Origin of the sequence: Streptomyces sp. NRRL S-378 (assembly GCF_000720645.1) — a bacterium.
GTDB lineage: Bacteria > Actinomycetota > Actinomycetes > Streptomycetales > Streptomycetaceae > Streptomyces.
The window spans coordinates 1-21,496 of the sequence record NZ_JOBX01000076.1 but is presented as its reverse complement, the minus strand read 5'-3'; the positions used below and the strand labels follow the sequence as shown (position 1 = coordinate 21,496).

22 protein-coding genes and 1 pseudogene are annotated in these 21,496 nt (G+C 70.7%); 8 read left to right on the top strand and 15 right to left on the bottom strand.

What is annotated here, in order from left to right:
- Window positions 1-46: 46 nt before the first annotated feature.
- The gene (locus IH80_RS0133605) at window positions 47-520 is read right to left on the bottom strand and encodes a pyridoxamine 5'-phosphate oxidase family protein (RefSeq protein ID WP_030965505.1); all 474 of its coding nucleotides are present in this window, start codon (window positions 518-520) and stop codon (window positions 47-49) included.
- Window positions 500-892: pseudogene (locus IH80_RS45490) on the bottom strand (VOC family protein); the annotation flags it as partial. The gene IH80_RS0133605 and the pseudogene IH80_RS45490, both read right to left, overlap by 21 nt.
- 144 nt (window positions 893-1,036) lie before the next feature.
- On the opposite strand from IH80_RS45490, the gene IH80_RS0133600 reads away from it, so the two are divergent.
- Window positions 1,037-3,979 (top strand): ATP-binding protein, encoded by a 2,943-nt coding sequence (locus IH80_RS0133600; RefSeq protein WP_030965504.1) that lies wholly within the window; start codon window positions 1,037-1,039, stop codon window positions 3,977-3,979.
- A 126-nt stretch (window positions 3,980-4,105) separates the two neighbouring features.
- Here IH80_RS0133600 and IH80_RS0133595 read toward each other — a convergent pair whose 3' ends face one another.
- The 8 genes from IH80_RS0133595 to rpmG form a co-directional block, all read right to left on the bottom strand.
- A complete protein-coding gene (locus tag IH80_RS0133595; RefSeq protein ID WP_030965502.1) occupies window positions 4,106-4,381 on the bottom strand; it encodes a hypothetical protein in 276 nt (91 codons plus the stop codon).
- Window positions 4,382-4,679: 298 nt separating this feature from the next.
- On the bottom strand, window positions 4,680-5,192 hold the full coding sequence (locus IH80_RS0133590) for a protein-tyrosine phosphatase family protein (RefSeq protein WP_030965501.1): 513 nt from the start codon (window positions 5,190-5,192) through the stop codon (window positions 4,680-4,682).
- A 248-nt stretch (window positions 5,193-5,440) separates the two neighbouring features.
- Entirely contained in the window at window positions 5,441-5,845 is a 405-nt protein-coding gene (locus IH80_RS0133585; RefSeq protein WP_030965500.1) for an mRNA interferase PemK, read from the bottom strand.
- A gap of 101 nt (window positions 5,846-5,946) precedes the next feature.
- Window positions 5,947-6,630 carry a maleylpyruvate isomerase N-terminal domain-containing protein gene (locus tag IH80_RS0133580; RefSeq protein ID WP_037881908.1) on the bottom strand — a complete coding sequence of 228 codons (684 nt, stop codon included), beginning with the start codon at window positions 6,628-6,630 and terminating at the stop codon, window positions 5,947-5,949.
- A 452-nt stretch (window positions 6,631-7,082) separates the two neighbouring features.
- Window positions 7,083-7,319: a 30S ribosomal protein S18 gene (gene rpsR, locus IH80_RS0133575; protein WP_030965497.1), complete on the bottom strand. Its 237-nt coding sequence runs from the start codon at window positions 7,317-7,319 to the stop codon at window positions 7,083-7,085.
- A gap of 59 nt (window positions 7,320-7,378) precedes the next feature.
- Window positions 7,379-8,521 (bottom strand): CobW family GTP-binding protein, encoded by a 1,143-nt coding sequence (locus IH80_RS0133570; protein ID WP_030965496.1) that lies wholly within the window; start codon window positions 8,519-8,521, stop codon window positions 7,379-7,381.
- Entirely contained in the window at window positions 8,518-8,766 is a 249-nt protein-coding gene (locus tag IH80_RS0133565; protein ID WP_030965495.1) for a type B 50S ribosomal protein L31, read from the bottom strand. The genes IH80_RS0133570 and IH80_RS0133565 overlap by 4 nt, the downstream gene beginning before the upstream one ends.
- A 40-nt stretch (window positions 8,767-8,806) precedes the next feature.
- Window positions 8,807-8,971 (bottom strand): 50S ribosomal protein L33, encoded by a 165-nt coding sequence (gene rpmG / locus IH80_RS0133560; RefSeq protein WP_030965493.1) that lies wholly within the window; start codon window positions 8,969-8,971, stop codon window positions 8,807-8,809.
- A 67-nt stretch (window positions 8,972-9,038) separates the two neighbouring features.
- Here rpmG and rpmB point away from each other — a divergent pair, with 67 nt between their 5' ends.
- Both rpmB and rpsN read left to right on the top strand, forming a co-directional pair.
- The gene (gene rpmB / locus IH80_RS0133555; protein ID WP_030965492.1) at window positions 9,039-9,275 is read left to right on the top strand and encodes a 50S ribosomal protein L28; all 237 of its coding nucleotides are present in this window, start codon (window positions 9,039-9,041) and stop codon (window positions 9,273-9,275) included.
- Window positions 9,275-9,580 (top strand): 30S ribosomal protein S14, encoded by a 306-nt coding sequence (gene rpsN / locus IH80_RS0133550; RefSeq protein ID WP_030965491.1) that lies wholly within the window; start codon window positions 9,275-9,277, stop codon window positions 9,578-9,580. Before rpmB ends, rpsN begins: the two co-directional genes overlap by 1 nt.
- Before the next feature lie 561 nt (window positions 9,581-10,141).
- On the opposite strand, the gene IH80_RS0133545 is transcribed toward rpsN, so the two are convergent.
- On the bottom strand, window positions 10,142-10,711 hold the full coding sequence (locus IH80_RS0133545; RefSeq protein WP_158943721.1) for a hypothetical protein: 570 nt from the start codon (window positions 10,709-10,711) through the stop codon (window positions 10,142-10,144).
- Between the two features lie 356 nt (window positions 10,712-11,067).
- Here IH80_RS0133545 and IH80_RS0133540 point away from each other — a divergent pair, with 356 nt between their 5' ends.
- Window positions 11,068-12,000 carry a class I SAM-dependent methyltransferase gene (locus IH80_RS0133540; protein ID WP_037881903.1) on the top strand — a complete coding sequence of 311 codons (933 nt, stop codon included), beginning with the start codon at window positions 11,068-11,070 and terminating at the stop codon, window positions 11,998-12,000.
- Window positions 12,001-12,201: 201 nt separating this feature from the next.
- A complete protein-coding gene (locus IH80_RS0133535; RefSeq protein ID WP_030965487.1) occupies window positions 12,202-12,678 on the top strand; it encodes a hypothetical protein in 477 nt (158 codons plus the stop codon).
- A gap of 319 nt (window positions 12,679-12,997) precedes the next feature.
- Here the strand turns inward: IH80_RS0133535 and IH80_RS0133530 are convergent, their stop codons facing one another.
- Together IH80_RS0133530 and IH80_RS0133525 are read right to left on the bottom strand one after the other, a co-directional pair.
- Complete coding sequence (locus tag IH80_RS0133530) at window positions 12,998-13,294, bottom strand: hypothetical protein (protein ID WP_158943719.1); 297 nt, start codon at window positions 13,292-13,294, stop codon at window positions 12,998-13,000.
- Window positions 13,295-13,558: 264 nt separating this feature from the next.
- A complete protein-coding gene (locus IH80_RS0133525; protein ID WP_030965484.1) occupies window positions 13,559-14,194 on the bottom strand; it encodes a hypothetical protein in 636 nt (211 codons plus the stop codon).
- Between the two features lie 324 nt (window positions 14,195-14,518).
- Between IH80_RS0133525 and IH80_RS0133520 the strand changes: the two genes are divergently transcribed.
- On the top strand, window positions 14,519-15,889 hold the full coding sequence (locus IH80_RS0133520) for a DUF4241 domain-containing protein (RefSeq protein WP_030965483.1): 1,371 nt from the start codon (window positions 14,519-14,521) through the stop codon (window positions 15,887-15,889).
- Between the two features lie 4 nt (window positions 15,890-15,893).
- Window positions 15,894-17,138, top strand: coding sequence for a DUF4241 domain-containing protein (locus IH80_RS0133515; RefSeq protein WP_158943717.1), 1,245 nt, complete (start codon window positions 15,894-15,896; stop codon window positions 17,136-17,138).
- 258 nt (window positions 17,139-17,396) lie between these two features.
- Here the strand turns inward: IH80_RS0133515 and IH80_RS0133510 are convergent, their stop codons facing one another.
- Both IH80_RS0133510 and IH80_RS0133505 read right to left on the bottom strand, forming a co-directional pair.
- Window positions 17,397-17,816 (bottom strand): hypothetical protein, encoded by a 420-nt coding sequence (locus IH80_RS0133510; protein WP_199819345.1) that lies wholly within the window; start codon window positions 17,814-17,816, stop codon window positions 17,397-17,399.
- A gap of 620 nt (window positions 17,817-18,436) precedes the next feature.
- A complete protein-coding gene (locus IH80_RS0133505) occupies window positions 18,437-19,180 on the bottom strand; it encodes an ATP-grasp domain-containing protein (protein ID WP_051810226.1) in 744 nt (247 codons plus the stop codon).
- Between the two features lie 288 nt (window positions 19,181-19,468).
- Between IH80_RS0133505 and IH80_RS0133500 the strand changes: the two genes are divergently transcribed.
- Entirely contained in the window at window positions 19,469-20,914 is a 1,446-nt protein-coding gene (locus tag IH80_RS0133500; protein WP_030965478.1) for an SDR family NAD(P)-dependent oxidoreductase, read from the top strand.
- Window positions 20,915-21,496: the final 582 nt, after the last annotated feature.

Below are 21,496 nucleotides of genomic sequence, written 5' to 3'. Positions count from 1 at the left end.
CCGTCCGGCGCGACGTCGCCGGGCTCGGTGGCCCGTCAGGGGGACGTCAGGCGAGCCAGCGGCCGTCCCGCATCAGTTCGCGGTCGGCCAGCTCGTCCTCCTCGCGCCAGGCCTGGATGCGGTGCGGGGCGATGTGGAACCAGCGGTAGGTCGTGGTGAGTGCGCGAGGGTCGAAGCCGGTGCGTTCGGCGAAGCGGTCACCCTGTTCCTGGGGGAGGACGTCGAGGTCGAGCAGCTCGACCGTACCGTCGATCATGGTGACGTCGCGGGTGGGACCGAGCGCGAGGCGGGCCGTCCCGGCAGCGGCCAGGTTCCTGCCGGTGGGGCTGTCCGCCGGGGTGGCCACCCGAAGTACCCGGCCGTCCCAGTCGAAGGACAGCGGCACCAGGTACGGCGCGCCGTCGACGGAAGCGGTGGCCACCCAGATGTCGGCATCGTGGGCGAGCCGGTGCTCGGTGTCGAGACGGCGCTGGGCGCGGGAGCGAGGCGTTACGCCCGCCTGGTCCTGGAGGAGGCCCAGGACGTTGCCGTCGAGGTCGGCGACCGTGGCCACCAGCCGACCGCCGCCGACGTCATGCGCGGGCTCGGTCACGGTCGCGCCCGCCGCGGTCGCCGCGGCCAGGGCCGCCCGGATGTCCGTCACGTGCCAGTACGCCACCGGCGACGTCATTGCCTGCGGTCCACCGCCCGGTACCAGCCCGACGTGCTGTCCGGCCGCTTCGAAGCCGACGTAGTACGGCGATTCGTTGCTCGGCGGTACGCCGAGCAGTGCCGCGTACACCCCCTTGGCCTTCCCCAGATCGGACACCGGGTGGAGCACGGTCCTGATTCCCGAGGTGGACGGGGTGGACGAGGTGGATGACGCGGACGAGGAGGTAGACGAGCCGGACATGGCGCTCCTTGAAGTCATGGGCCGCGAAAGGCCCGTTCGGTGTGCGTCACAGCGTCCCGCCCGGCATGGCCGGCCGGCATCCGTGGCGACCACGGAGACGAGCACGGAGCGGGAGTACGGATACGCGTGCGACAGAATGGGCCCATGGGAGAAGCAGCGGAAATCTCGCCTCGCGAGGCCGAGGTGCTGGAACTGGTCGGAGACCATCTCAGCAACGCCGAGATCGGGGCACGGCTGTACATCTCGGTGCGCACGGTGGAGACCCATGTCTCCTCGCTGCTGCGCAAGTTGGATGTGCCCGACCGGCGGGCACTGGCCCGCTGCGCGACCGAACGGACGCGGCCTGACCGGCAGCGCCCGGCACCTGCGCTGCCGATGCGCCTGACCTCGTTCATCGGCCGGGAGAGCGAACGGGCCACACTGACCACGATGCTCAAGGAGCACCGGCAGGTGACCGCCGTTGGCCCCGGCGGGGTGGGCAAGACCCGGCTCGCGCTGGCGGTGGCCGCGGACGCCGCCGACGAGTTCGCCGACGGGGTGTGGTTCGTCGACCTGGTCCCGGTCACCGATCCCGGCATGATCGCCACCGCGGTCGCCGAGGCGCTCGGCCTCGGCGAGCAACTGGGCCACGACATGGCCGAGTCCGTGACGGTCGCACTGGCCGACCGTCACGCCCTGCTGGTGCTGGACAACTGCGAGCAGGTCGTCGACGGGGCGGCGCTGTTCCTCGAGCGCTTGTTGGCCGCATGCCCACAGGTGCGCGTGCTGGTGACCAGCCGATCCAGGCTGATGGTGCCGTTCGAGCGGGTGTACCCGGTCCCGTCCCTGTCTCTTTCCCTGTCCCTGCCGTCGGCGGATGACAGCGAGGACGGCGATGGCAGCAAGAGCGGCGAAGGCGGTGAGAGCAGTGTCGCCGGCGGGTCGGACGCGGTCGCGTTGTTCATCGACAGGGCGACATCGGTGGGCCGGCCCCTCGATCCTGCCCAGCACGACCAGGTCGCCGAGATCTGCGTCCGGTTGGACGGCATGGCGCTGGCGATCGAACTGGCCGCCGCCCGGTACGCCACCCTCGGGCTGGACGGCATCACGGCCGCCCTGGCCCACCCGCTGCGCATGCTCACCGGAGGCTCCCGCGCGCAGGACCGGCACCGTTCGGTGCGAGCGGCGCTGGACTGGAGCCACAACCTCCTGGACCCGGCCGACCGGACGCTGCTGCGCCGGGTGTCGGTGTTCGTGACACCGTTCACCGCCACGGCGGCGGCAGAAGTCACCGGGCTCGACGCAGCGACCGTCGTCGACGGGCTGGCCCGACTCGCCGAACAGAGCCTGCTGGTCGTCACGTTCGCCCCGGACGGAACCCGCTATCGGGCGCTGGAAACCCTGCGCCAGTACGGCTCCGACCGCCTCAGCGAGGCCGGCGAACTCCACGAGACCCAGGCCCGGCACCTCCACTGGTGCCTCGCCCGGAGCGCCGAACTGGCGGCGCCACGAGCGGACTGGCGGGCCCGGTTCGATCAGGCGGCCGACGAACTCCGCGCCGCCCTCGCGTGGGCGGAGAGTCGTACGGAGCAGCGCTCGGACGCGTACCGCCTCGCCCGCGCCATGGCGGAACTGGCCTTCACCCGCCATCTGATCGCAGAGTCCCAGCAGCGGTACGAACAGGCCGCCGCGCTCGCGTCCACCCCGGCCGATGCGGCGTCGATGTTCCGGCACGCCGCAGCCGTGGCCGCCTGCCGCCTGCACGGTGATGACATGTACCGCCTCAACCGCGCGGGCGCGGAGGTCGCCCGCCGGGCGGGCGACACCGCCGCGGCCGCCCGCGATCTGGCGGCCGCGGCCAGTAATGCGTACCGGTTCTCGAGCAAGTTCGTCACCCAACTGCCGCCCGAGGAGGCCGACGCGCTCATCACCGAGGCACGGGACCTGGTCGGCGCCGACCCGTCCGCCCGGGCCGCGGTCGCCCTGGCCGAGGCCGGGCGATCCCTCACCCGCGCGATCGGCAGCACGCACACGCTCAGCACCAGCACCAGCACCAGTACGGGCCCCACCGAGGCTTCCGACGAAGCGACGCCCACGGCCGACAGCCCGGGCGGTCCAACCGTCCAGGAGGCCATCGCCTCCGCCGAACGAGCCGTCGAACTCGCCCATCTGGAAAAGGACCCGCTCGCGGAATCCGCCGCGCTCGACACCCTTGCCGGTGCGCTGAGCTGGGCCGGGGACGCATTCGCGGCAGCGGCGACGGCCCGGCGCCGGGTCGAGCTGCTCTCATCCGCGCCGGACGTGCCAGTCGGCCCGGCCGGCACCCACGAGCTGATCGAGGCGCTCGGCGAGGCCACCGAGGCCGCCCTCGGTGTAGGTGACCTGCCGGGCGCCCGCCAGTGGGCGCGGCGACTCGCGGAACACCCGCAGCTGGCCGAGGTCGGCCACCGTGCCACGGGCTGGCTGCTCGTCGCCGACACGCTGGCGGGTGATACCGACCAGGCACTCACCACCGGCCTGCGGTTCCGCGACGCGTGGCAGCGGGCCGGTAGACCCGCCCGAGCGGTCCTCGGTCCGCCCGCGGCGGCGATGGCGACGATCCACGGACTGCGCGATGACCAGGAAGCCCGGCGCGACTGGAGCACGTTGCTCTCCCAGGTCGACCCCTCGCCGTGGAACACCCGCGGGTACGGGGCGGTCTTCGACGCGATCCTCATGCTCCACCAGGGGCGGCCCGAGGCCGCCCTGGAACGGACGGCTCCCGAACCGGGCCAGGTACGGCAGTGGACCACGTGGATCTGGCTCCACTGGTACGTGGCACTGCGCGCCGAAGCCTCCGTACTCGCCGGGGCCCCCGACGCCTCCACCCGCCTGGAGAAGGCCCGGACCTCGGTGGTCGGCAACCCGGTAGCCACCGCCCTCGTGGAACGTGCGGCGGCACTGCTCGACGCCGACACGACACGGCTCGTCGCCACCGCCAGCGCGTTCGAGGCCGCCGGCTGCCGCTACCAGTCGGCACGAACCCTGACCCTCGCGGGCGGCGAACACGCCGCCCGCGGCGCCCGTGCCCTCACCGACCTCGGTCTGGCGCCGATGGCCATCCGCTAGCCGCGCCGAGCCGAGCCGGTTCACCCCGGGTCGGCGTGTGCCGGGCGGTCGCGTGACTCACACGGCCCGCTGGACGAGTTCGGTGAGCACGTCACCGACCTTGTCGGCCCTCAGGTGGCGGCAGGGTCAGTCGGCGTTCTCGAACCAGCCGCCGATGTCGTTCCACATGAAGGCGTCCTTCCCATCCGGGCGCCCCTCGGCCCAGCGGTTCAGGGCGGCGATCACCTTTTCCTGGGAGATCGTCCGGGTCTGGTGGTGCTCTGCCGCCGTCCCGTCACGGAACTCCAGCTGATACGTGTTGTCATCCCTGAGCCACACCTGCACGTACCAATCGCCGGCCGCATCATCGTCGACTCGCTCGACGATCACGAAGGCGTTGCCCCGGCCGAGGTTCGCCACCATCCGGCTCAAGGCCGTGGGCCCCGGATTCCTCACCTGACGACCGTGCTCGTCTCTCGCTTGCAGCATGGCCCGATCATCCCCCAGGGGTCTGACACCCGAAGAGCAACCACGCCACGCCCGCTCTCGCTCGCCACGTTCCCCAGTGGTCCACTCCGTGGACCAACTGGGGCGCATCAGAGCAGCCCGAAGCCCACGGACTCGCCGCGTCCGAGTGCCGCGCGCACCTGGGCAGATGGTCCTCGTGACGGCTCGCAGGATGTGCACCCACTCCATACGCTCGGCACAGGAAGAGGGCAGTTCAGCCGGGCGTGTCGAGCCCGCTCAGGAGGCGGGCCACTTGAAGCCCGGTGGTGAGGTATTGCTCGAAGGTCTCGTTGTTGAGTGCCCGCGGCGATCGCCTCTGCCGGACGAGGCTGATGGCTGCGTCAGCTGTGTGACCCAGCTCGATGAGGGACTGAGCGACGACCAGCCCGGAGCGGTTGTAGCCGGAGTGGCATCGCACGAGCACGGTACGGCCGTCTCGTAGGGCATGTGCTGCAGTGCGGGCCAACTCCTGGACGGAGTGGATATGGTCGGCGGTGAGCGGGCCATCGGGGAGTACGGTGACCATGTGCTGGGTTGACGGGTGCGGACCGTGGCCTGCGAGGGTGAACAGGCTGATGACCAGGTCGAACTCGTCAACAGCGACGGCCGGCCGAACTTTGCCGGTGCCGTCGGTCCAAAAGTGTCCGCCCATCCAGAGACCTGGGCTGACCTCGCTCCAGGGCTCGTCGGGCTCAGGGACACCGCGATCCTTCTGACGAGTCTTCACATCGCTCCCTTTACGGAGACAACGGCGTGGTCGGGCTCCCGGGTTCCCGCCATCACCTGGTGACACCGGTGCCCCGCCCCTGGAACGAGGACCGTGCGGAAGGCCCTCCGCAGCGGGAGCCGAGGTGACGTGACCCTGACCGGGGGAGGGCTGACGGCCGTGTGCAGACGGACGCGCGTCAGGGCAGCTGCGCCACCGCGACACCTTCCGGACGGAGGCCGCCGGCGCTGCCCCGATGCCCGTTCCGCCTACTCGGGGCACCCCAGACGGAGGGCGTCCTTGATCCCGCTGAGCCTCGCGGTTGCCTCCGGGGTCTGCTCCTGCGGCTCTTCGGCGAGTTGGAGCGCATCGTCGATCTCACGGAGCTTCGCGAAGGGCAGGACGCCCGCCCGTTCGAGCAGGTCGTCCTGGGCCACGGCGGTCACCCACGTACAAGGGGTGAAGCCCGGGTGCCGGAACGCGAACCGCAGTACGCCGTCACAGGGCAGTCCCTCCTTCGTACCCACGGCCACTTCGACGCCCAGACCGCTGATGTCGACGCTCGCCGGGGCGACGACCTGCATCACCCGGATCCCGGACGTGCTGCCTCCCGCCAGGACGACGGCCAGACGCCGCTCGCCGAAATCGATCCACCAGACTTCACCACGTTGCACGAGTCCTCCTGATGCATCCAGTACGGCGGGCAAACGAGCACACCCCGCCTTCGCCTACCGGCCGGTTCCCGGATTCTCGAGGGCGCTGACGGGCGCCGAGGTCAGCCCAGGGCGAGCCAGCGGATGCCGAGCCTTTCGACCTGCACGGCCTCCGCTTCGTTCAGTGGCTCCCGGCCGGTGGCCTTGCGCAGGAAATGCGTGCGGCTCCACCCCAGCTCGTCGACGGCCGTGGCGTGTTCCGTGCCGAGGAGGAGCTCCGTCACGGCGTCGCCGGCTGCCGGGGTCAGCCAGGACTTGCGTCCGAGTGCATCGGCGAGGTCGAGGCCGTGGACGGCGACCTCGACCACGCGGGTCAGGAGAAACTCCGACAGGAGCATGGCGTCGCCATGACGCGTCCGTACGGTCCGGCCGGCCTGCTCGGCCCGGCACAGCTGGTCGACACGCTGCCAGGTGGCGGCAAAATCCTGGGCGAAGGCGGCGCCGTCGGCGGACCCCGCCGCACGGTCCTGTGCCAATGCGATCCGCCTGTCGTTGGTCCGGGGTGAGAACCGATCGTCCGGGCGGTAGTACTCCGCTGCCGATATCTCCGGCTCCTCGGGTGCCGGTGCGTCCAGCATGCCCGGAAGCCAGTCGATCACCACGCAGACGTGCCCGAGCAGGTCGAGCACGCTCCAGGGAGTGCAGCGTGTCGGAATCTCCCACTCGGCCGTGGAGAGCTCTGACATGGCACCGGTCAGGGCTCCGGCTTCCTGGCGGAAGGCCTCGAGTACTCGGTCCTGGTTCACGCTGCTGTCGTTTCCCATCATCGTCGGACAAAGGTCCCCTCAGCCATCACGGCAGGGCTTGGTACGGGTCCTTCACGGCCGCAAAAGCCCATCTTCGTGAAGCGGCGCCGCAGGGCGGCCGTCGACTGCCGGCCGAACTACTGGTGCATGCCGAAGGGTTCCGGCGCAGTGAACTCGATACGGCTCCTGATGCTCCGGCGCCGAGCGGTTCGATTCCGCACGGCAGCGACGGGCAACGTGGTGTGGACCCTTTCGACTGCCGACACGCGCTCCGCCGGGGTGGCGGTTGCGTCCGCCCGGCGAAAGACCGTCAAGACGGTCTCCGGGCCGGCTGTAGGAGCTGACCTCTCCGGGCCGCCTTCATCCGCGTACCCGGGTCCGGATCGCGGCCTCCAGACATACCGCTGGTGCCGCTGTCCGGCGCGGTCCGTCCGGGTACGCGGCCGCGAGCGCTAGCGGCTGCCGGCGTAGGGGAGCAGGGCCATTTCGCGGGCGTTCTTGATCGCCGCGGCGAGCTGTCGCTGCTGCTGCGCCGTGACCCGGGTGACGCGTCGGCTGCGGATCTTGCCGCGGTCGGAGATGAACTTCCTCAGCAGGTCTGTGTCCTTGTAGTCGATGTACGTGATCCGGGCCGTGTCGAGCGGGTTGGGGCGGGGCTTCAGCGGCTTGGGGGTCTGACGACGGGCCATGAGAACTCCTTGGGCTGGGGGGATGTCGGGGTGCGGGACGGGAAGGGGGTGGGGACGTGTCAGGAGACAGGGTCGAGGAGGGCGTCGAAGGCCGCCGGCAGCCTTCGCCACGCCTCCCGCCCTGCGGCGTACTCGGCGTCGGTGAGCAGGCAGGAATCCAGGAGCCGTTCCAGCCCGTCGCGATCGAGACCGGGGGAGGTGAAGACGAGGTGCTGGCAGCAGTCGCCGTGTTCGGGATGCCAGTCCAGGGCCGCGGCTGCCCTGCGCATCGGCGGCACCATGTCCCAGGCCGCGTCGGGGAGGGAGGCCAGCCAGGGACCGGTGTTCTCCACGCAGAGGGCGCCGCCTGCGGCCTCCCAGGCCAGCAGGGTGTCGGGACGGTCGGCGAGCCAGAACCGGCCCCGGCTGCGGGCGGCGGCGCACGAGAGGTCTTCCAGGGCGTCGAAGAGGCGCTCGGGGTGGAACGGCCGGCGCCGCCGCCAGACGAAGGTGGTCACTCCCGACGCCTCGGCCTCCTGGGGAAGACGGGCGCACGCCGGGTGCTGCGCCGCCGCTGCCGTTTCCACGTCGAAGCCGGCGAACGCCAGACGGGCCAGTTCTCCGGAGCCGGCGGGCACCTGGCGGGCGGTCGGGTGGAGCTGGGAGAGCAGGGCGCGGTCTTCGTCGTCGGCATCCTCACTCTCTACGAGGGCGAGCACGGGAGCGTACTCGAGTTGCCGGGCCCAGGTGTCCCCTACCGTCCGCCGGTCGGTGGCGGCCGTCGCGAGCCCGACGTCGGCCAGGTCGTCACCGTTGGCGAGGCAGGGCAATACCAGGGAGGGATCCACCGCGGTGATCACGCTGGTGAGCTCGACTGCCCGGCGGCCGTGTCCGGCGATGACTTCGGCCATGGCCTTGGGCTCGACGGAGTCCCACAGTTCGACGACGGCCAGGCGTGCCGTACAGCTGTCGGCCAGCCGTAGCAACTCGGGGACCAGGTCTTCGCGCAGGGCGCAGCAGGCGCAGTCGTTGGCGAGCGGCGTCTTCGTGCGGGAGAGCTCGCCCGAGGCGTCCCTCACCACGCGCAGCACCGTGCCGGTGGGTGCGGCGGCCAGGTCGTGGTGGAGCGCGACGCTGCCGGGTACGGAGTGCAGCAGCCGCTCCACCACCTCCTTGCGGGCGTCGGAGTGGAGCCCGCCCACGATGGCGACGGGCAGGGTCACGGCTTGCTCCCGTAACGGCGCTCGAAGCGCTCGACTCGGCCGGCGGTGTCCAGGACGCGGGCGGTGCCGGTGTAGAACGGGTGGCTCTGCGAGGAGATCTCGACGTCGATCACGGGGTAGACCTGGCCGTCCTCCCACTCGATCGTCTTGTCGCTGGTGGCGGTGGAGCGGGTGAGGAAGGCGAAGTCGGCGGCCTTGTCGCGGAAGACGACAGGGCCGTAGGAGGGGTGGATGCCGGGCTTCATGAGGCTGTCTTTCTGGGAGTGGAGTGGCCGGTGATGCGGTTCAACGCTCTTCGCGGAAGTCGACGTGCCGGCGGACCACCGGGTCGAACTTCCGCAGCACCATCCGGTCCGGATCGTTTCGCCGGTTCTTGCGGGTGACGTAGGTGTAGCCGGTGCCCGCCGTGGAGCGCAGCTTGATGACCGGGCGTACTTCGTTGCGTGCCATGCCGCTACTATATGGGAATGATTTCCATTATCGATACTGCTTCTGCGGTGGAGAGGCAGGCGAGCCTGTGTCCGCACACTGCCAACTGACCGGAGCCAAGCCGGGATTCGGCAACAACGTCTCGCACTCGCACCGGCGCACGTCCCGCCGCTTCGACCCCAATATCCAGAGCAAGAGGTACTGGCTGCCCAGCGAGGGCCGGCACATCCGGCTCACGCTCAGTGCCAAGGCCGTCAAGACCATCGACAGCATCGGCATCGAGGCCGCGGTGGCACGGATCCGCGCACGTGGGGCGAAGGTCTGATGGCCAAAGCGAGCAAGATCAGGCAGAACGAGAAGCGCAAGGCGGTCGTCGAGCGGTACGCCGCTCGGCGGGCGGAGCTGAAGGAGATCATCCGGAAGCCGTCTGCCACCGGGGCCGAACGGCAGGCGGCCGTGGCCGAACTGCGCAAGCAGCCGCGCAATGCGAGCGCGACCAGGGTGCGCAACAGGGACAGCGTCGACGGTCGGCCCCGCGGGTACTTCCGGAAGTTCGGCCTGTCCCGGGTGAGGCTGCGGGAGCAGGCGCACGCCGGATTCCTCCCCGGAGTCACCAAGTCGTCCTGGTAGCCGGCGCGTCAGCGCGACGGTACCGAAACGGCCCGTACCCGCGGCGGCGCGCACTGCGCGCCGCCGTGCACGGGGCCGGTCGCCTTCGCGGCATGCCCCGGGAGCAGCGCCGCCACCGGTGCCGCCGGCGGCGCTGTACCGGCGGCGGCGCTGTACCGGCGGGCCGGCTGCCGGGCGTACAGGGTCTGCGCCCGTCGACGGGGCCGGCCAGCCACCCACCGTCGACCTCGCCAGCTGCGCGCCCCGCTGGCTACGAGTACGCGGGTACGCGAGTACGCGAGCATGGTCGGGGAGGACGACTGCAGCGCCCCCGCCGTCCCCTCAAGCCGGGACGGACTCACCGCTGACCTCGACACAGCCTCGCGCGGGCTACCGCCGGGGTCTGCGTACTCCACCAGTCCCTCGCGGCTGGCCGGCCTCGGTTCAACGCCGGCGCTACGGAGGGCGGCGGCGGGCTGGGCGGGGCCGCGTCCGTCGGGCAACTGCCCGACGTCGTCCATGTGGCCAACCGCCTCGCCCGGCAGCCCTCCGCAACGCCATGTGCTCGGCCGCATCGAGGGGTCAGCCGATGCGGACGGTGATTTCGGGGAGGGGGATGTCCGAGAGGTTCAGCTGGAGCCCGGTCAGGGTCAGGTAGGTCTGCGAATCGGTCAAGCCCGAGGTGGTCGACGGCGCCTGGGACTTCCCGCGCGCGCTCACCAGCAGGTACCAGCCCCCGCGCTTGTAGCTGCGGGAGGCTTCGGGCCGGTCGCCGTTCGGGTTCAGCGTCCAGCCCTGGCGCTCCAGATCCGCGCAGATCGCGTCCATCTCGGACTGTGCTGCGGTCTTCTCGCGGACGGCCACCCAGCCCGTCCTGTTCGTGGCCGCGCCGGCCGCGACGGTCGGGCGGCCCTGCTCCGGGTCGAGTCCCGCCGCGCTGACCGCGGTCCGGATCACCTCGTCCACGGCGTCCCGTGTGAGGGGCGGTGACGTGGACTCCGGCGTGGGCGCCACCGCGGACGGGGAGGGCACGGGCTCGGGCGCCCCGAGGTGGATGCGCCCATCGTCCGTTATTCGGACGTGGTCCGGCAGGACCGCGGCGGCCAGACTCGCGATCAAGGTCGCGGCCAGCCCGATCCATATTCTCTTCAACAGCGCATTCAACGCGAAAACTCCCCCCGAGTGATCATTCAGAGGGAGTTTCACACACACTGGTCGACGCGCGGCAGCCCCTCTCCGGGGCGGGACCGGCGGTCGGGGCTCTGACCGAGCGGACGATGCTCACGGGCATCGAGCGGACGCTGCTCACGGTCGTCGTCCGCGGCCGGCCCGGGACCATCGAGCGGCTGCGCCGCCGGACCGGTCGGAGCACTCGAGGTGAGCCGATCGCAAATCACAGGCAGATCTCGCGCATATCTCGTCACACGTCCTTCCAGGGCTTAGGGTGCCGTTACCCGGCCGGGTATCAGAGTGAGAACCGATGCCACTCCGCTGGAGGATGACTCTCCGTGTCGCACGTTTCACAAGCTTCCGTCACCACCCCCGACGGTGAGCCGGCCCCGCTCGTCCCCACCACATATGGCGAGGTGAAAGGGTGGTTCTCGGCGTATGACCAGGTGCTCTTCGACTGGTTCCTGACACGTCAGAACAGCGATGAGGGGCAGCCGGGCGACCTGCTGGAGCTGGGTGCCTTCATGGGGAAGAGCGCGATCTTCCTCGGAGGGTACCTCCGGCCCGGTGAGGAGTTCACCGTGTGTGACCTCTTCGACTCGCCCGCGACGGACGACTTCAACATCGCGGAGAACCGCAGCTCCTACCCCACGCTCACACGGCGCGGATTCGAGACGAACTACCTCGCCTTCCACGAGGCACTGCCGACGCTGATCCAGGCCCCCACCTCGGTCGTCGCCGACGAGGTCAAGCCGATGAGCTGCCGATTCGTGCACGTCGACGCCTCGCACCTCTACGAGCACGTCGTCACCGACATCGCGTCCTCCCGTCTCGTCGCGACCCCGGATGCCGTGGTGGTCTTCGACGACTACCGCTCCGAGCACTGCCCGGGCGTGGCCGCCGCCGTCTGGACCGCCGTCGTCACGGGCGACCTGCACCCCATCTGCGTCTCGGCCTCGAAGCTCTACGCGACCTGGGGTGACCCGGAGCCCCACCAGGCGGCACTGCGCGCGTGGCTGGAGGAGCGCTCCGACCTCTGGCACGGCGTGGACGTGATCGACGGCCGCCCCCTCGTACGCATCGGGGACCAGGGCGTGGTCGCACCGACGCCCCCGCAGCCGCTGCGCCCAGCGCCGCAAGCGGAACCGGCGCCGGTCCCCGCCACCGCCGCGCGCAGGCCCGGTGCCCGCTGGCGCAAGCTGGCCAAGGACCTGCTCCCGCCCGTGGTCACCCGCGCGATCGTCGCCCGCAACCGCCGTCGCAGGGCCTGACACCGACGGGCTGACACCACGCCCCCGGGCCGGATCCGGCCCGGGGGCGTGGTGCGGCGTACCCACGTCCGACGCCCGGGGTACCGGGGCCGCGTGCCCGGGCCACGGCCCGCTGCCGGGCTCCGGCGACTTGCGCGACTCCTCGACCCGGCCCACGGGTGCGGCCTGAAATACGAAGGGAGTTACGGCGAGGAGTGCACGGTGCTGCTCTGCATGGCCCTGGCGGTCCTGCCGGTCGTGGTCGCGGTGCTGGCGCTGCGCACTCCGCGGAACACCACGGCCATCTGCCGGGCAGCCGCCTCGTGGGTCCTCGCGCTGGCGCTCCTGATCGTGCTGGTTGCGGCGGGATCGGGGCCCTGGGTCCTCTGGTGCGCCGTCACGATGATCGCCGCATGCGCGGCCACCGTCGCCTGCGCGGGCAACCCGTCGACGCCGTCGAAGCTGCCGTCCCGCGTCGCGGCCGCGATCGCCGTTGTCGCGCTGGTGGCGGCGGCCTCCGGCTCCTGTTCCGGGCCGTACACGGACTGTCCGGGAGTTTGGAGCGCTCCGCAGGGCGCCGCGTCCCTGACCCTGACCGAGGAGACGGCGCCCGGGCAGGGGGGCCACTACAGCTCGCGGATGGGAACGTGCACGGAACAGGGCAGTTGGGTTTTCGACTACCCGCAGACCCGCGCGTGATGAGGGCAGTCGGGGCGGCGCCGGTGACCTGCGAGAGGAGAAGAAGCGGAATGACTGCCCTCCACCGCCGGCGGAACCGGACCGAGCAAGTCGTGACCACAGTCATCGACACCGCCTGCCGGCTTTGAGGTCGCGAGCCGAACGGCTCCTGCAAGACATCATCGAGCGGGAGGAGAACGGCAGCGTCGCCATCGACGCCACGAGCCCTTGAGTGGCTGGACCAAGATCCCCCGGGTATAGGGGCCTTCACCGGTACGCACCCGGTACGCACCGCACGTCCTGGACTCGCGCGAGCTGGTCGGTCCCATGCGATGCGCCTCTACCAGGCATGCCAGAGCACACCATGACGGTGACGGACCGGCGGCATGTCTACGTCGTCAAGTTCGTGGCCGGCGCGGTGCAGTGCACGGATCCGCTGGATGTCGAGTCGCTCCTGGAGTCGGGCGCGGCGCTCGGCCGTAGCGATCTCGGCGGAAAACGAGCCCGTCCTGCAGTGGAGCACCATCCACTGCCAAGAGGAGACCTGACGCAGCGTCTTCGCCGGGGCGGGACGACGGCCTTCGCGGGCGGCTCGAGCCATTTCAGCATGCGCATAGCGCAGGTCGTACAGCGACATGGACTCCGATGAGCCCTCGTGGACGCGGAGTCGCGTGGGAGTCGTGCGGACAGTTCGGGACATCGAGAGCCTCCGTATGGCCCTCTGGGCTTTCCAGAGGCACCTACGGCGGGTGCGTAGTGGTGAGCACGACTCGGCTCCCTGCGTTGGTCACGACGACTTACCAGCAGCACAGTAGTCGCGCCGAGACGTGGAGGCCCGAGAGTTTCTCCGCGCCCCGCTGCGGCCCGTGCCCCCGAGGCGAGCTCGAACGTTCTCCTCGCCTCAGTGGGTCAGCTTGGGGATCAGGGTTTGAAGGAGCTGCTGCATCGCCTTGAAGGTGCCGTCGGCCTCGGCGTCGGTCAGCGGCGGCGTCGGCTCGGCCTCGACCTTGCAGTCGAGGTTGCGGGCACGGACCTTCACACCGACGGTGGGATGGTTCGAGCCGCGGTAGCGGTAGGCCTCGTCCCCGAGACCGAATACCGCCTCCGGGGGGCCGTAGGGCGCCGCCCGGCCGAGCTCGAACCCGTCAATGGCCTTGGCCACGTCCCGCCACGCGCTGCAGAGAACGGTGACCTCGACGACGCCTGCGCCCGTACCGCCGCGAGACATGGACTGCTCGCACATGGAGCCGGAGACCACCTCGGGTTCGAGACCGGTGTTGTAGCCGTCGCGTGCACCTTGCAGCTGGAACACGCCCGCGAACTCCTGGAAGTCGACGTGCGCGCAGAGGGATCTGGGCGGGGGATGGTCCCCCGGATTGAGCGTCACTGCACGGTCGTCCGGTGACGGCCGGCTCGCAATCGGTACGGGCGACGAGGCGGAGTCGCCCATGGCGATCACCAACCTGATCAGCAGGCCGACGGCGACGAAGGAGGCACTGACCACCGCCCAGATCTTGTTACGGCTCGTATCCGCCATGACGCCCCGTCCCCCTCCGCTGTCCCCCGACACCAGAACGCTGCCGAGCACTGACAGGCATCGGCCGACAGTGCGCGGACTCACCCACCCGTGGCGGAACCCCACGGGGCATCAGGGGTGACGTCGGATCGAGCCCCGGCAGTTCCCGCCAGGCCGACTCGGCCGCGTCCACGAAGACCGACCGGCGGGTCCACGAAGACCGACCGGCCTCACCACCCGCCCAGTGGGCCGGTTGTCATACCCGGCGGTTACCTTGCAGATCAGGAACACAATCAGGGCGGAGCGCAAGAGCGCAGCGCAAGTGCGCAGGAGTGGGGAGCGGCAATGGTCGTCGAGGTGGGGTACGCGCAGGGGTGGGACCCGGAGGCGCGTGCGCCCTGGCGGCCGATCTCCGCCCGGGAGGCGCGGGAGCGGGATGCCGCCGGGCTTCCCTACGTGGTGGTGTACCGGGAGCCGGGCCGGGAGGCTCCGCTGGAGGTCCGGCTCGTCTCCTGGCGGGACCACTACGTCGGGCTGTGGGTCTACGACGCCCAGGGCCGCCGCACCCACGACCTGGACAGGCGGGTGCTGGACGCACCGTCGCGGCTGCTGCGCCGGTACACCGTCGCCTGGCACTACACCGACCCGGAGATGCCGGAGTTCGACGCGAAGTGCCCCCGCACCACCGTGGACCTCTTCCCGGACGGGAGAGGGCGACGGACGCAGGAACCCCAGGGGAAGGGCGGGGGCGCACACGTCACCTCCCCGAGCCTCAGTGACGACGAGCGCTGGATGGACCGCCCGGCATTCGGGGAGTGGCCGCTCCTCTCGGCCGAGGCGCACGGGCTCACCGAGCCGCCGACCTTCGCGGCAGCTGGTCCGGGCGTGAGCGGAGGCAGGGGCGAGGGCGCCGACGAGAGCGAAAGCGACAGCGATGGCGAGAGCGAGGGGGAGAGCGAGGCGGGCGAACGCGGTGACGGAGCTGCTCCCGTCACGTGCTGGCGTCCGCCGCGCCCCGCACAGCCCGGGCCGATCAACGACCTGTTCCGGCCCGGGGTGCGTGTGACCGACGGGTACCACCCCGAGATGACCGTGGTGGAGCCGCGCCGGGTCGCCGGCCTGTGCGTACCCAGCGGGTTGCTGGCCGTCTCCGGCCCGGACGCCGACGCAGGCGACGGGCCGCGCATCACGGTCCCGGTCCCGCCCGGGGAGTACGTGGTCGACGAGGCGTGCGTCCGCTACAGCTACCACTGCGAGTGGCGGAACACCGAGGTCACGACCACGGCCTGCACGGCCGTCCGCCTCCTCGTCAGCGAAACCCCCGCCGCGTCCTGGACGATGGCCCTCGCCGCGGACGACGATCCCCGGCTGTTCATCGAGAACCAGATAACCGGCTTCGACACCGACGGGGCCACCGGCTGCTTCGCCGACGCCGGGGCCTGGGAGCCGCTCGTCGCGCTCTACGTGCGGGGGCTGATCCAGGGCGAGCCGGACCTGGACGGGTACGAGGACATCGACGACGGTTCCCTCTTCATGCAACGGACCTGGGACGAGGCCTCCGGCGGCGAACTCATGGCCTTCGCCACGACCGGGGACGGTACCTACCCCGTGTGGCTCGGCCGTTCCGACGCCGGTGAGCTGGTCGCCGTCGTGGTGCTGCTGGAAGGGATGCCCGAGGTGCTCGCGGAGCGGGACGGAGCCGACGCCGTTGCCTGACACGATGCCTGACACGATGTACGTGACGTTCGAAGAGTCCTGGGACGCGAAGTCCCGTACGGGCGGTGGCGCCCTGTCCGAGGAGGTGGCGCGCGTCCGGGATGCCGCCGGTCTTCCGTACGCGGTGGTCTACCGGGTGCCTGGCCGTGAAGTCCCGCTCGCGGCGCGGATGGTGGTATGGCGGGCCGGTGTCCTGGACAGTTGGGCGTACGACGAGTACGGCCGCCGGACCGCCGAGGCCGAGCTGCAGATGCGAACCGACGAGGGGCAACTGCTGATCCGGCGCTTGCTGGTGCGGCGGTACCCGGACGGGCAGACGGGGGAGTTCGATGTGCACTGCCCCCGGACAGTGGTGGAGCTCTCGGCAGGCGGTACCGCCCGTATATCGCACCAGCCCCAGGGCATGCGGGGAGCCTCTCTGGAGGCACAGCTGACGGTGGCCGACGAGCACTTGTGGACGCCCCGTCCCGGCTTCGACGACTGGTCGGCGCTTCCGGTCGCGGACGCGCTGCCGCACTGGGTCGCGGCGGAGCTTGTCGCTGCAGAGCTGGGGGCCGCAGAGCCGGCGGCTGCAGAGCCGGCCGTCGCCGGTTCCGGCTGGCGCCTGGAGCCCTCCCGGCTCCTGGGGTCCCCCGACTTCGACCGGGTCTTCCGGCCCGGCACGCACATCGGCGGGGTGCGGGTCCGCGAAGCGGTCCCGTGCGGCAGCGTGCGCGTGCCGAGTGGGGTGCTGGCGGTGGACTGTCCGCAGAGCGGGGACGAAGAGCCGAGGATCACCGTGGCTGTGCCGCCGGGCACGTACCCGGTGGAGGCGGCCTCGGTCGAGGTGGCGGACAGGGGTCAGCCGTCCTACGAGGAACTCGTGGCGGTGCGTCTGCAGGTCTCCGACGTACCCGTGGCGGCCTGGGAGATGGCACTGGGGCCGGGTGACGACACGCTCCGGCTCCGTGCCGGAGCAGCTTTCGGCTTCGGCACCGACGCGGCAACGGGCGCCTTCGGCGACGCCGACGCCTGGCAGGACCTGCGGGGACTGCTGGATCGAGCGAGCCGGCCGGGTTCTTCGGAGGCCGACAAGATCGCCAGTACCGAAGTCGGCGCGCATCTCGACGGCGGCGGCCTGGGCGCGGACATGGCTGTCTTCTACACGGGCGGCGATGGCGTGTATCCGGTCTGGGTGGGCCGCTCCGCCTCCGGAGAGGTCGTCTGCGTCGCTGTCCACACAGGCCTCGATCTGGACCTCGACGACTGAACCATGCTCCCGCGCTCCCTGCGGCGCGCCGCGAACGGGGCTGGCCCGCGGGAGGGGAAGGCCCCGGTGTGCGGGCACGACCCCATCGAGGGCACGGGAGCCCGCCGCCGCCATCCACCTCGACCACCTCACCGTCGTCCCGGACACGGGGACGGCGGGGTGGCCCCTCTGCCGCGGAATGCCGACTGAAGGCGTTCTCGTACGCCGCTCGGCCGGACGACCCCGCGGGGCGGCATCGTGAGTCGACTCACTAGATGCTCACGTCAGATGGCCGCTGATGAGTTTTTCCCAGGAGCGGATGAAGGACGTGTAGCCGGCGGCGAACTCGTCGAGTGCCGAGGCCGAGGCCGCGGCCGGGGTGAGGGGCGTCAGGTCGCAAGTGACCGTCACCTCGCTGCCGGCCTCGGTTGCTGCCAGGGAGACGGTGACCGTTCCGGCCCGGACGCCGGGGGTGATCCGGGCGTAGGAGACCCACCGCGGGAAGGCGCAGGAGGCGACCAGCCAGGTCGTCTCCTCGCCGTCGGACGAGGTGAGCCAGACGGTTCCCGGCGCCGTGTCGTCGGGCGTCCCGACCGGGAAGACGGGTTCCCCGCCCGGCACCCAGTCGCGTTCACCCCGGGCGGTGAAGAGCCGGAAGGCGGCTTCGGGCGGAAGCGGCACGTGCAGCGCGGCGCTCACGACACGACGGTTCATTTCTCCGCCCGGCGGTGCGCGTCGGCCGCGGTCAATTCCAGCCCGTAAACGTCCTTGAGCTGCTCGATCTTGGCGAGGGGTGGCTGCCGAGAAGGGAGCTCTGCCGTCGAACGAGTGCAGGACGATTCCCTCGACGAGCATGGTGTGCCTGGAGGCAGCTGCCGAAGGACTTCCCGCCCTGGCCGACGGTGTAGTGGTACTTCACTTGGTGGCATGACGACGGCACGGTCGAGCGCATCCACAACGCTCTGCGCGGCAAGGTCCGTGAGGCCGACGGCCATCACGGGATTCCCCAAGCCGGCACCCGCTCCCCTCCGGAGTCACGCACTGTGAACTGACGAGTAGGCGCCGGACGAAACAGCGGCAGCCAATGAAGTCGCAGGGAACGTGCCGGAGCCCGGGCCGGACACTGCCGCCCAGGTCCGGGCAGACCTGGCCTTCCTCCTCGGGTGGACTGCACTCCGAAAAGGGCGTCGGAGGCCTCTGTCTCCCCCGGCACACGTGCGCCGTCGTGCGGGTCCCACATGCGTACCTCGTGCGGCGCCGCTCACGCCGCTCCGCCAGAGGTCTGGCCGCCCCGCCAACCCCTGCTTCGCGAGAAGTCTTCAGTGCCGCACGAACGGCTGATCCCGCGGCCGCAGCTGATCACGAGGCCCCGCCGCCTGCAACACCACGTCCAGCACCCGCGCCGGGTCCGCGGCATACGCATGGGAGAACCACGCCATATTGGGTTCCACCACGGCCCACTGGTGGCCCGGGCGGTACGGATCGAGCAGCTGTCCGACGTCCACAACGACGGCGCTCGGCAGAGCAGCCCCGGACGCAGCGACCAGGCGGTCGACGAACTCGGCAATCTCCGCGGCAATGCCCCCGTCCCTGTCCAGCGGGAGTGGGTCGAGCCGGCCGAACACCGCGTAGCGACTGCCTGCAGCGACCTGCCCGTCAAGCAGGAACAACCGGTACTCGGCAGCGAAGGTCACCACATCAGAGAGCAACACTGGCGTCGCCGCGTCCAGCTCGGCCGGCAGCCGGGAGCCATCGCTGTAGACAGCAGCGGGGAAGGACTTGTCCCGTGGGGGTTTGACGAACGTCGGCCGCTCGACCGCCCGGGCATCCGCGAGGGTCCCGACACGCACCTCCCGCCCCGTGAACTCCTGCGGCAACCGGGCAAGCCAGTCATCCGCCGGTTCGAGCAACGCGAGGCCCAGCCGTCCGGCCAACCGAGCCCCCGCCACCGGCCCGCCGTACCAGTACGCCGGTCCCGATGCCGGTTCCACCGCCGCGCTCATTTCCTCCGCCGCACGGACAGCCATCCCGCGCCCCGCCGCCTCGATGGCCAACAGCTCCATCGTCGATGTCCGCCGCCCAGGCATGACCAGCACCGTAACCCTCCTCCACGACGTGTGAAGCCGCCAGGCTAGATCCCTCTTTTCCCGGCCGCACCCGAGTATCCGGTGCCGCAATGCAGGAACGGGACAGCCAAGACCGGTGCACGATTGCGCGCCCAGACCGAGGCGTCCACACACTTCACGCTTCTTCGGACTGCAACCTGCCCTCGCTCAGGAGGAACGGCAGACCAAGGCGACCGGGGCAACCAGGCCTACCCCGAGAATGGGGCGGTGAATTCGAAGACGTGTATGGACAGCGAGTCGGTGGAGAACCTGCTGGCACTGCTGAAGCAGGCCGCCGAACTGCCGGCGCAGGACGCTCAGCGGCGCCGCATCGAGGGAGCCGCCAAGAACCTCATCCGGAGCGGCCGTCGCGACCGCAGGGCCCAAGCACGCGTGCGCGACCGCGAAATCGACGCCGCACTCCTCGCCGCCACCACAACCGGAGCTCACGACCGGACCATGGACACAGCACTGTCCACGCACGCAACCGGCCCCCTGCCCCTGACGGAAGCCGGACGCAGCCCCGGCCCGTCGTCTGCAGACGGGCCGCCGACGTTCGCCGCGCGGAATCCGGCGGCGGCCCTCGGAACCCTGCGCCGCGGCCAACGCTGCTACGTCTGCAAGGATCCTTACCGGGAAGTGCATCCCTTCTACCACCAACTGTGCATGTCCTGCGCCACCGCCAACCTCGAACAGCGCAGCGCACGTACCGACCTCACCGGGCGCCGCGCGCTGCTGACCGGCGGCCGCGTCAAGATCGGCCATGAACTCGCCCTGATGTTGCTGCGTGATGGCGCCGACCTGACGGTCACCACCCGCTTCCCACGGGATGCCGCCGCCCGTTTCGCCGTCGCCCCGGACCGTGACAGCTGGTGGGATCGACTGAAGATAGCTGCACTCGACCTGCGAGACCCGCGTCAGGTACTGGCCTTCACCGACCAGGAGCTGGACCGCGGACGCCCGTTGGACATCCTGATCAACAACGCCGCGCAGACCCTGCGTCGCGCGCCCGAGGCATACGCGGCCTTGGCCGCCACCGAGGCGGCGGGGCTGCCGGCCGCGCGGCACTGGGTGGCTCCGGGTTTCGTCGTGCCCGGCAGTCCGAACCTGGCCCTGACCGCGGGCGGCCCTCCGGCCGCGGCGGTGCTCGAGGTACCAGGGGGCGTTGGCGGTGTGGTCGATGCGGCAGGGCTGTTGCTCGACGCGGCTCCGGGGAACTCCTGGACTCTTCAGCTGGGTCAGGTCGGTGCTGCGGAGCTCATCGAAGTGCAACTCGTGAACGCTGTTGCCCCGTTCCTGCTCGCTGACCGGTTGCTGCCGCTGATGGAGGCGTCGCCCCACCCGGCCCGCTATTTGATCAACGTGTCTGCGGTGGAGGGCCAGTTCGGCGCCCTCAACAAGTCGCCCGACCATCCGCACACCAACATGGCCAAGGCCGCGCTGAACATGCTCACCCGCACGAGCGCTGCTGCTCTTGCCGCCCGGGGGATCCATTGTTGCTCCGTCGACACCGGGTGGGTCACGGACGAGAAGCCCGCAGCCGCCCGCGCGCGGCACGCGGCGACAGGTTGGCGGCCGCCGCTGGACGTCGTCGATGGTGCGGCGCGTATCTACCATCCCATCCGCGAGGGTGAGGCGGGCCGCCCCCTGCACGCGGTGTTCCTCAAGGACTACCGTCCTGCCGCCTGGTAGTGGCAGTGGGGTAGGAGCGGGTCGCCGGAAGGCCCTACGGCTGTCAGCGCCGCGCCAGGGACACCGGTGATCCGGGGGGGCTGGTGCGCGACGCGGTCCGGCGATGTAGATGTCGGTCGGCTTGGCGCGGGCCTCAGCGGGTGGCGGCGCGGGCACGAGTTTCAGCTGGTGGCGGCGGTGTGTGCCGTCAGGGCGGTGGGTGATTGTTCGTTCAACAATCGGGTGCGGGTGTGCCGACCGGTCGGTTCCAACGGTCGCCTGCGCACTTGCCGCGGTCGCTGTCTCTATCCCTGTCCTGGTCTGGCTTGGGCCTTGTTTGGGGGTGGTGTGTGCTGGTTCTGGTTTGTCTGGTTTCGGTGTGGGGTGGGGTGGGTGTCGTTTGCCGGGCTGGGCTGGTGCGGTTTGTGTCTGGTGCTGGTGTGGTTTGTTGCTGATGTTGCTGATGTTGCTGATGTTGCTGATGTTGCTGGGTGTGGGGTGTGGGGTGTGGGGTGTCAGAGTCCGAGGGTGATGGCGATGCGGGTCATTTCGGCGGTGGTGTTGACGTTGAGTTTGGTGCGGATGCGGCGGAGGTAGGCGTCG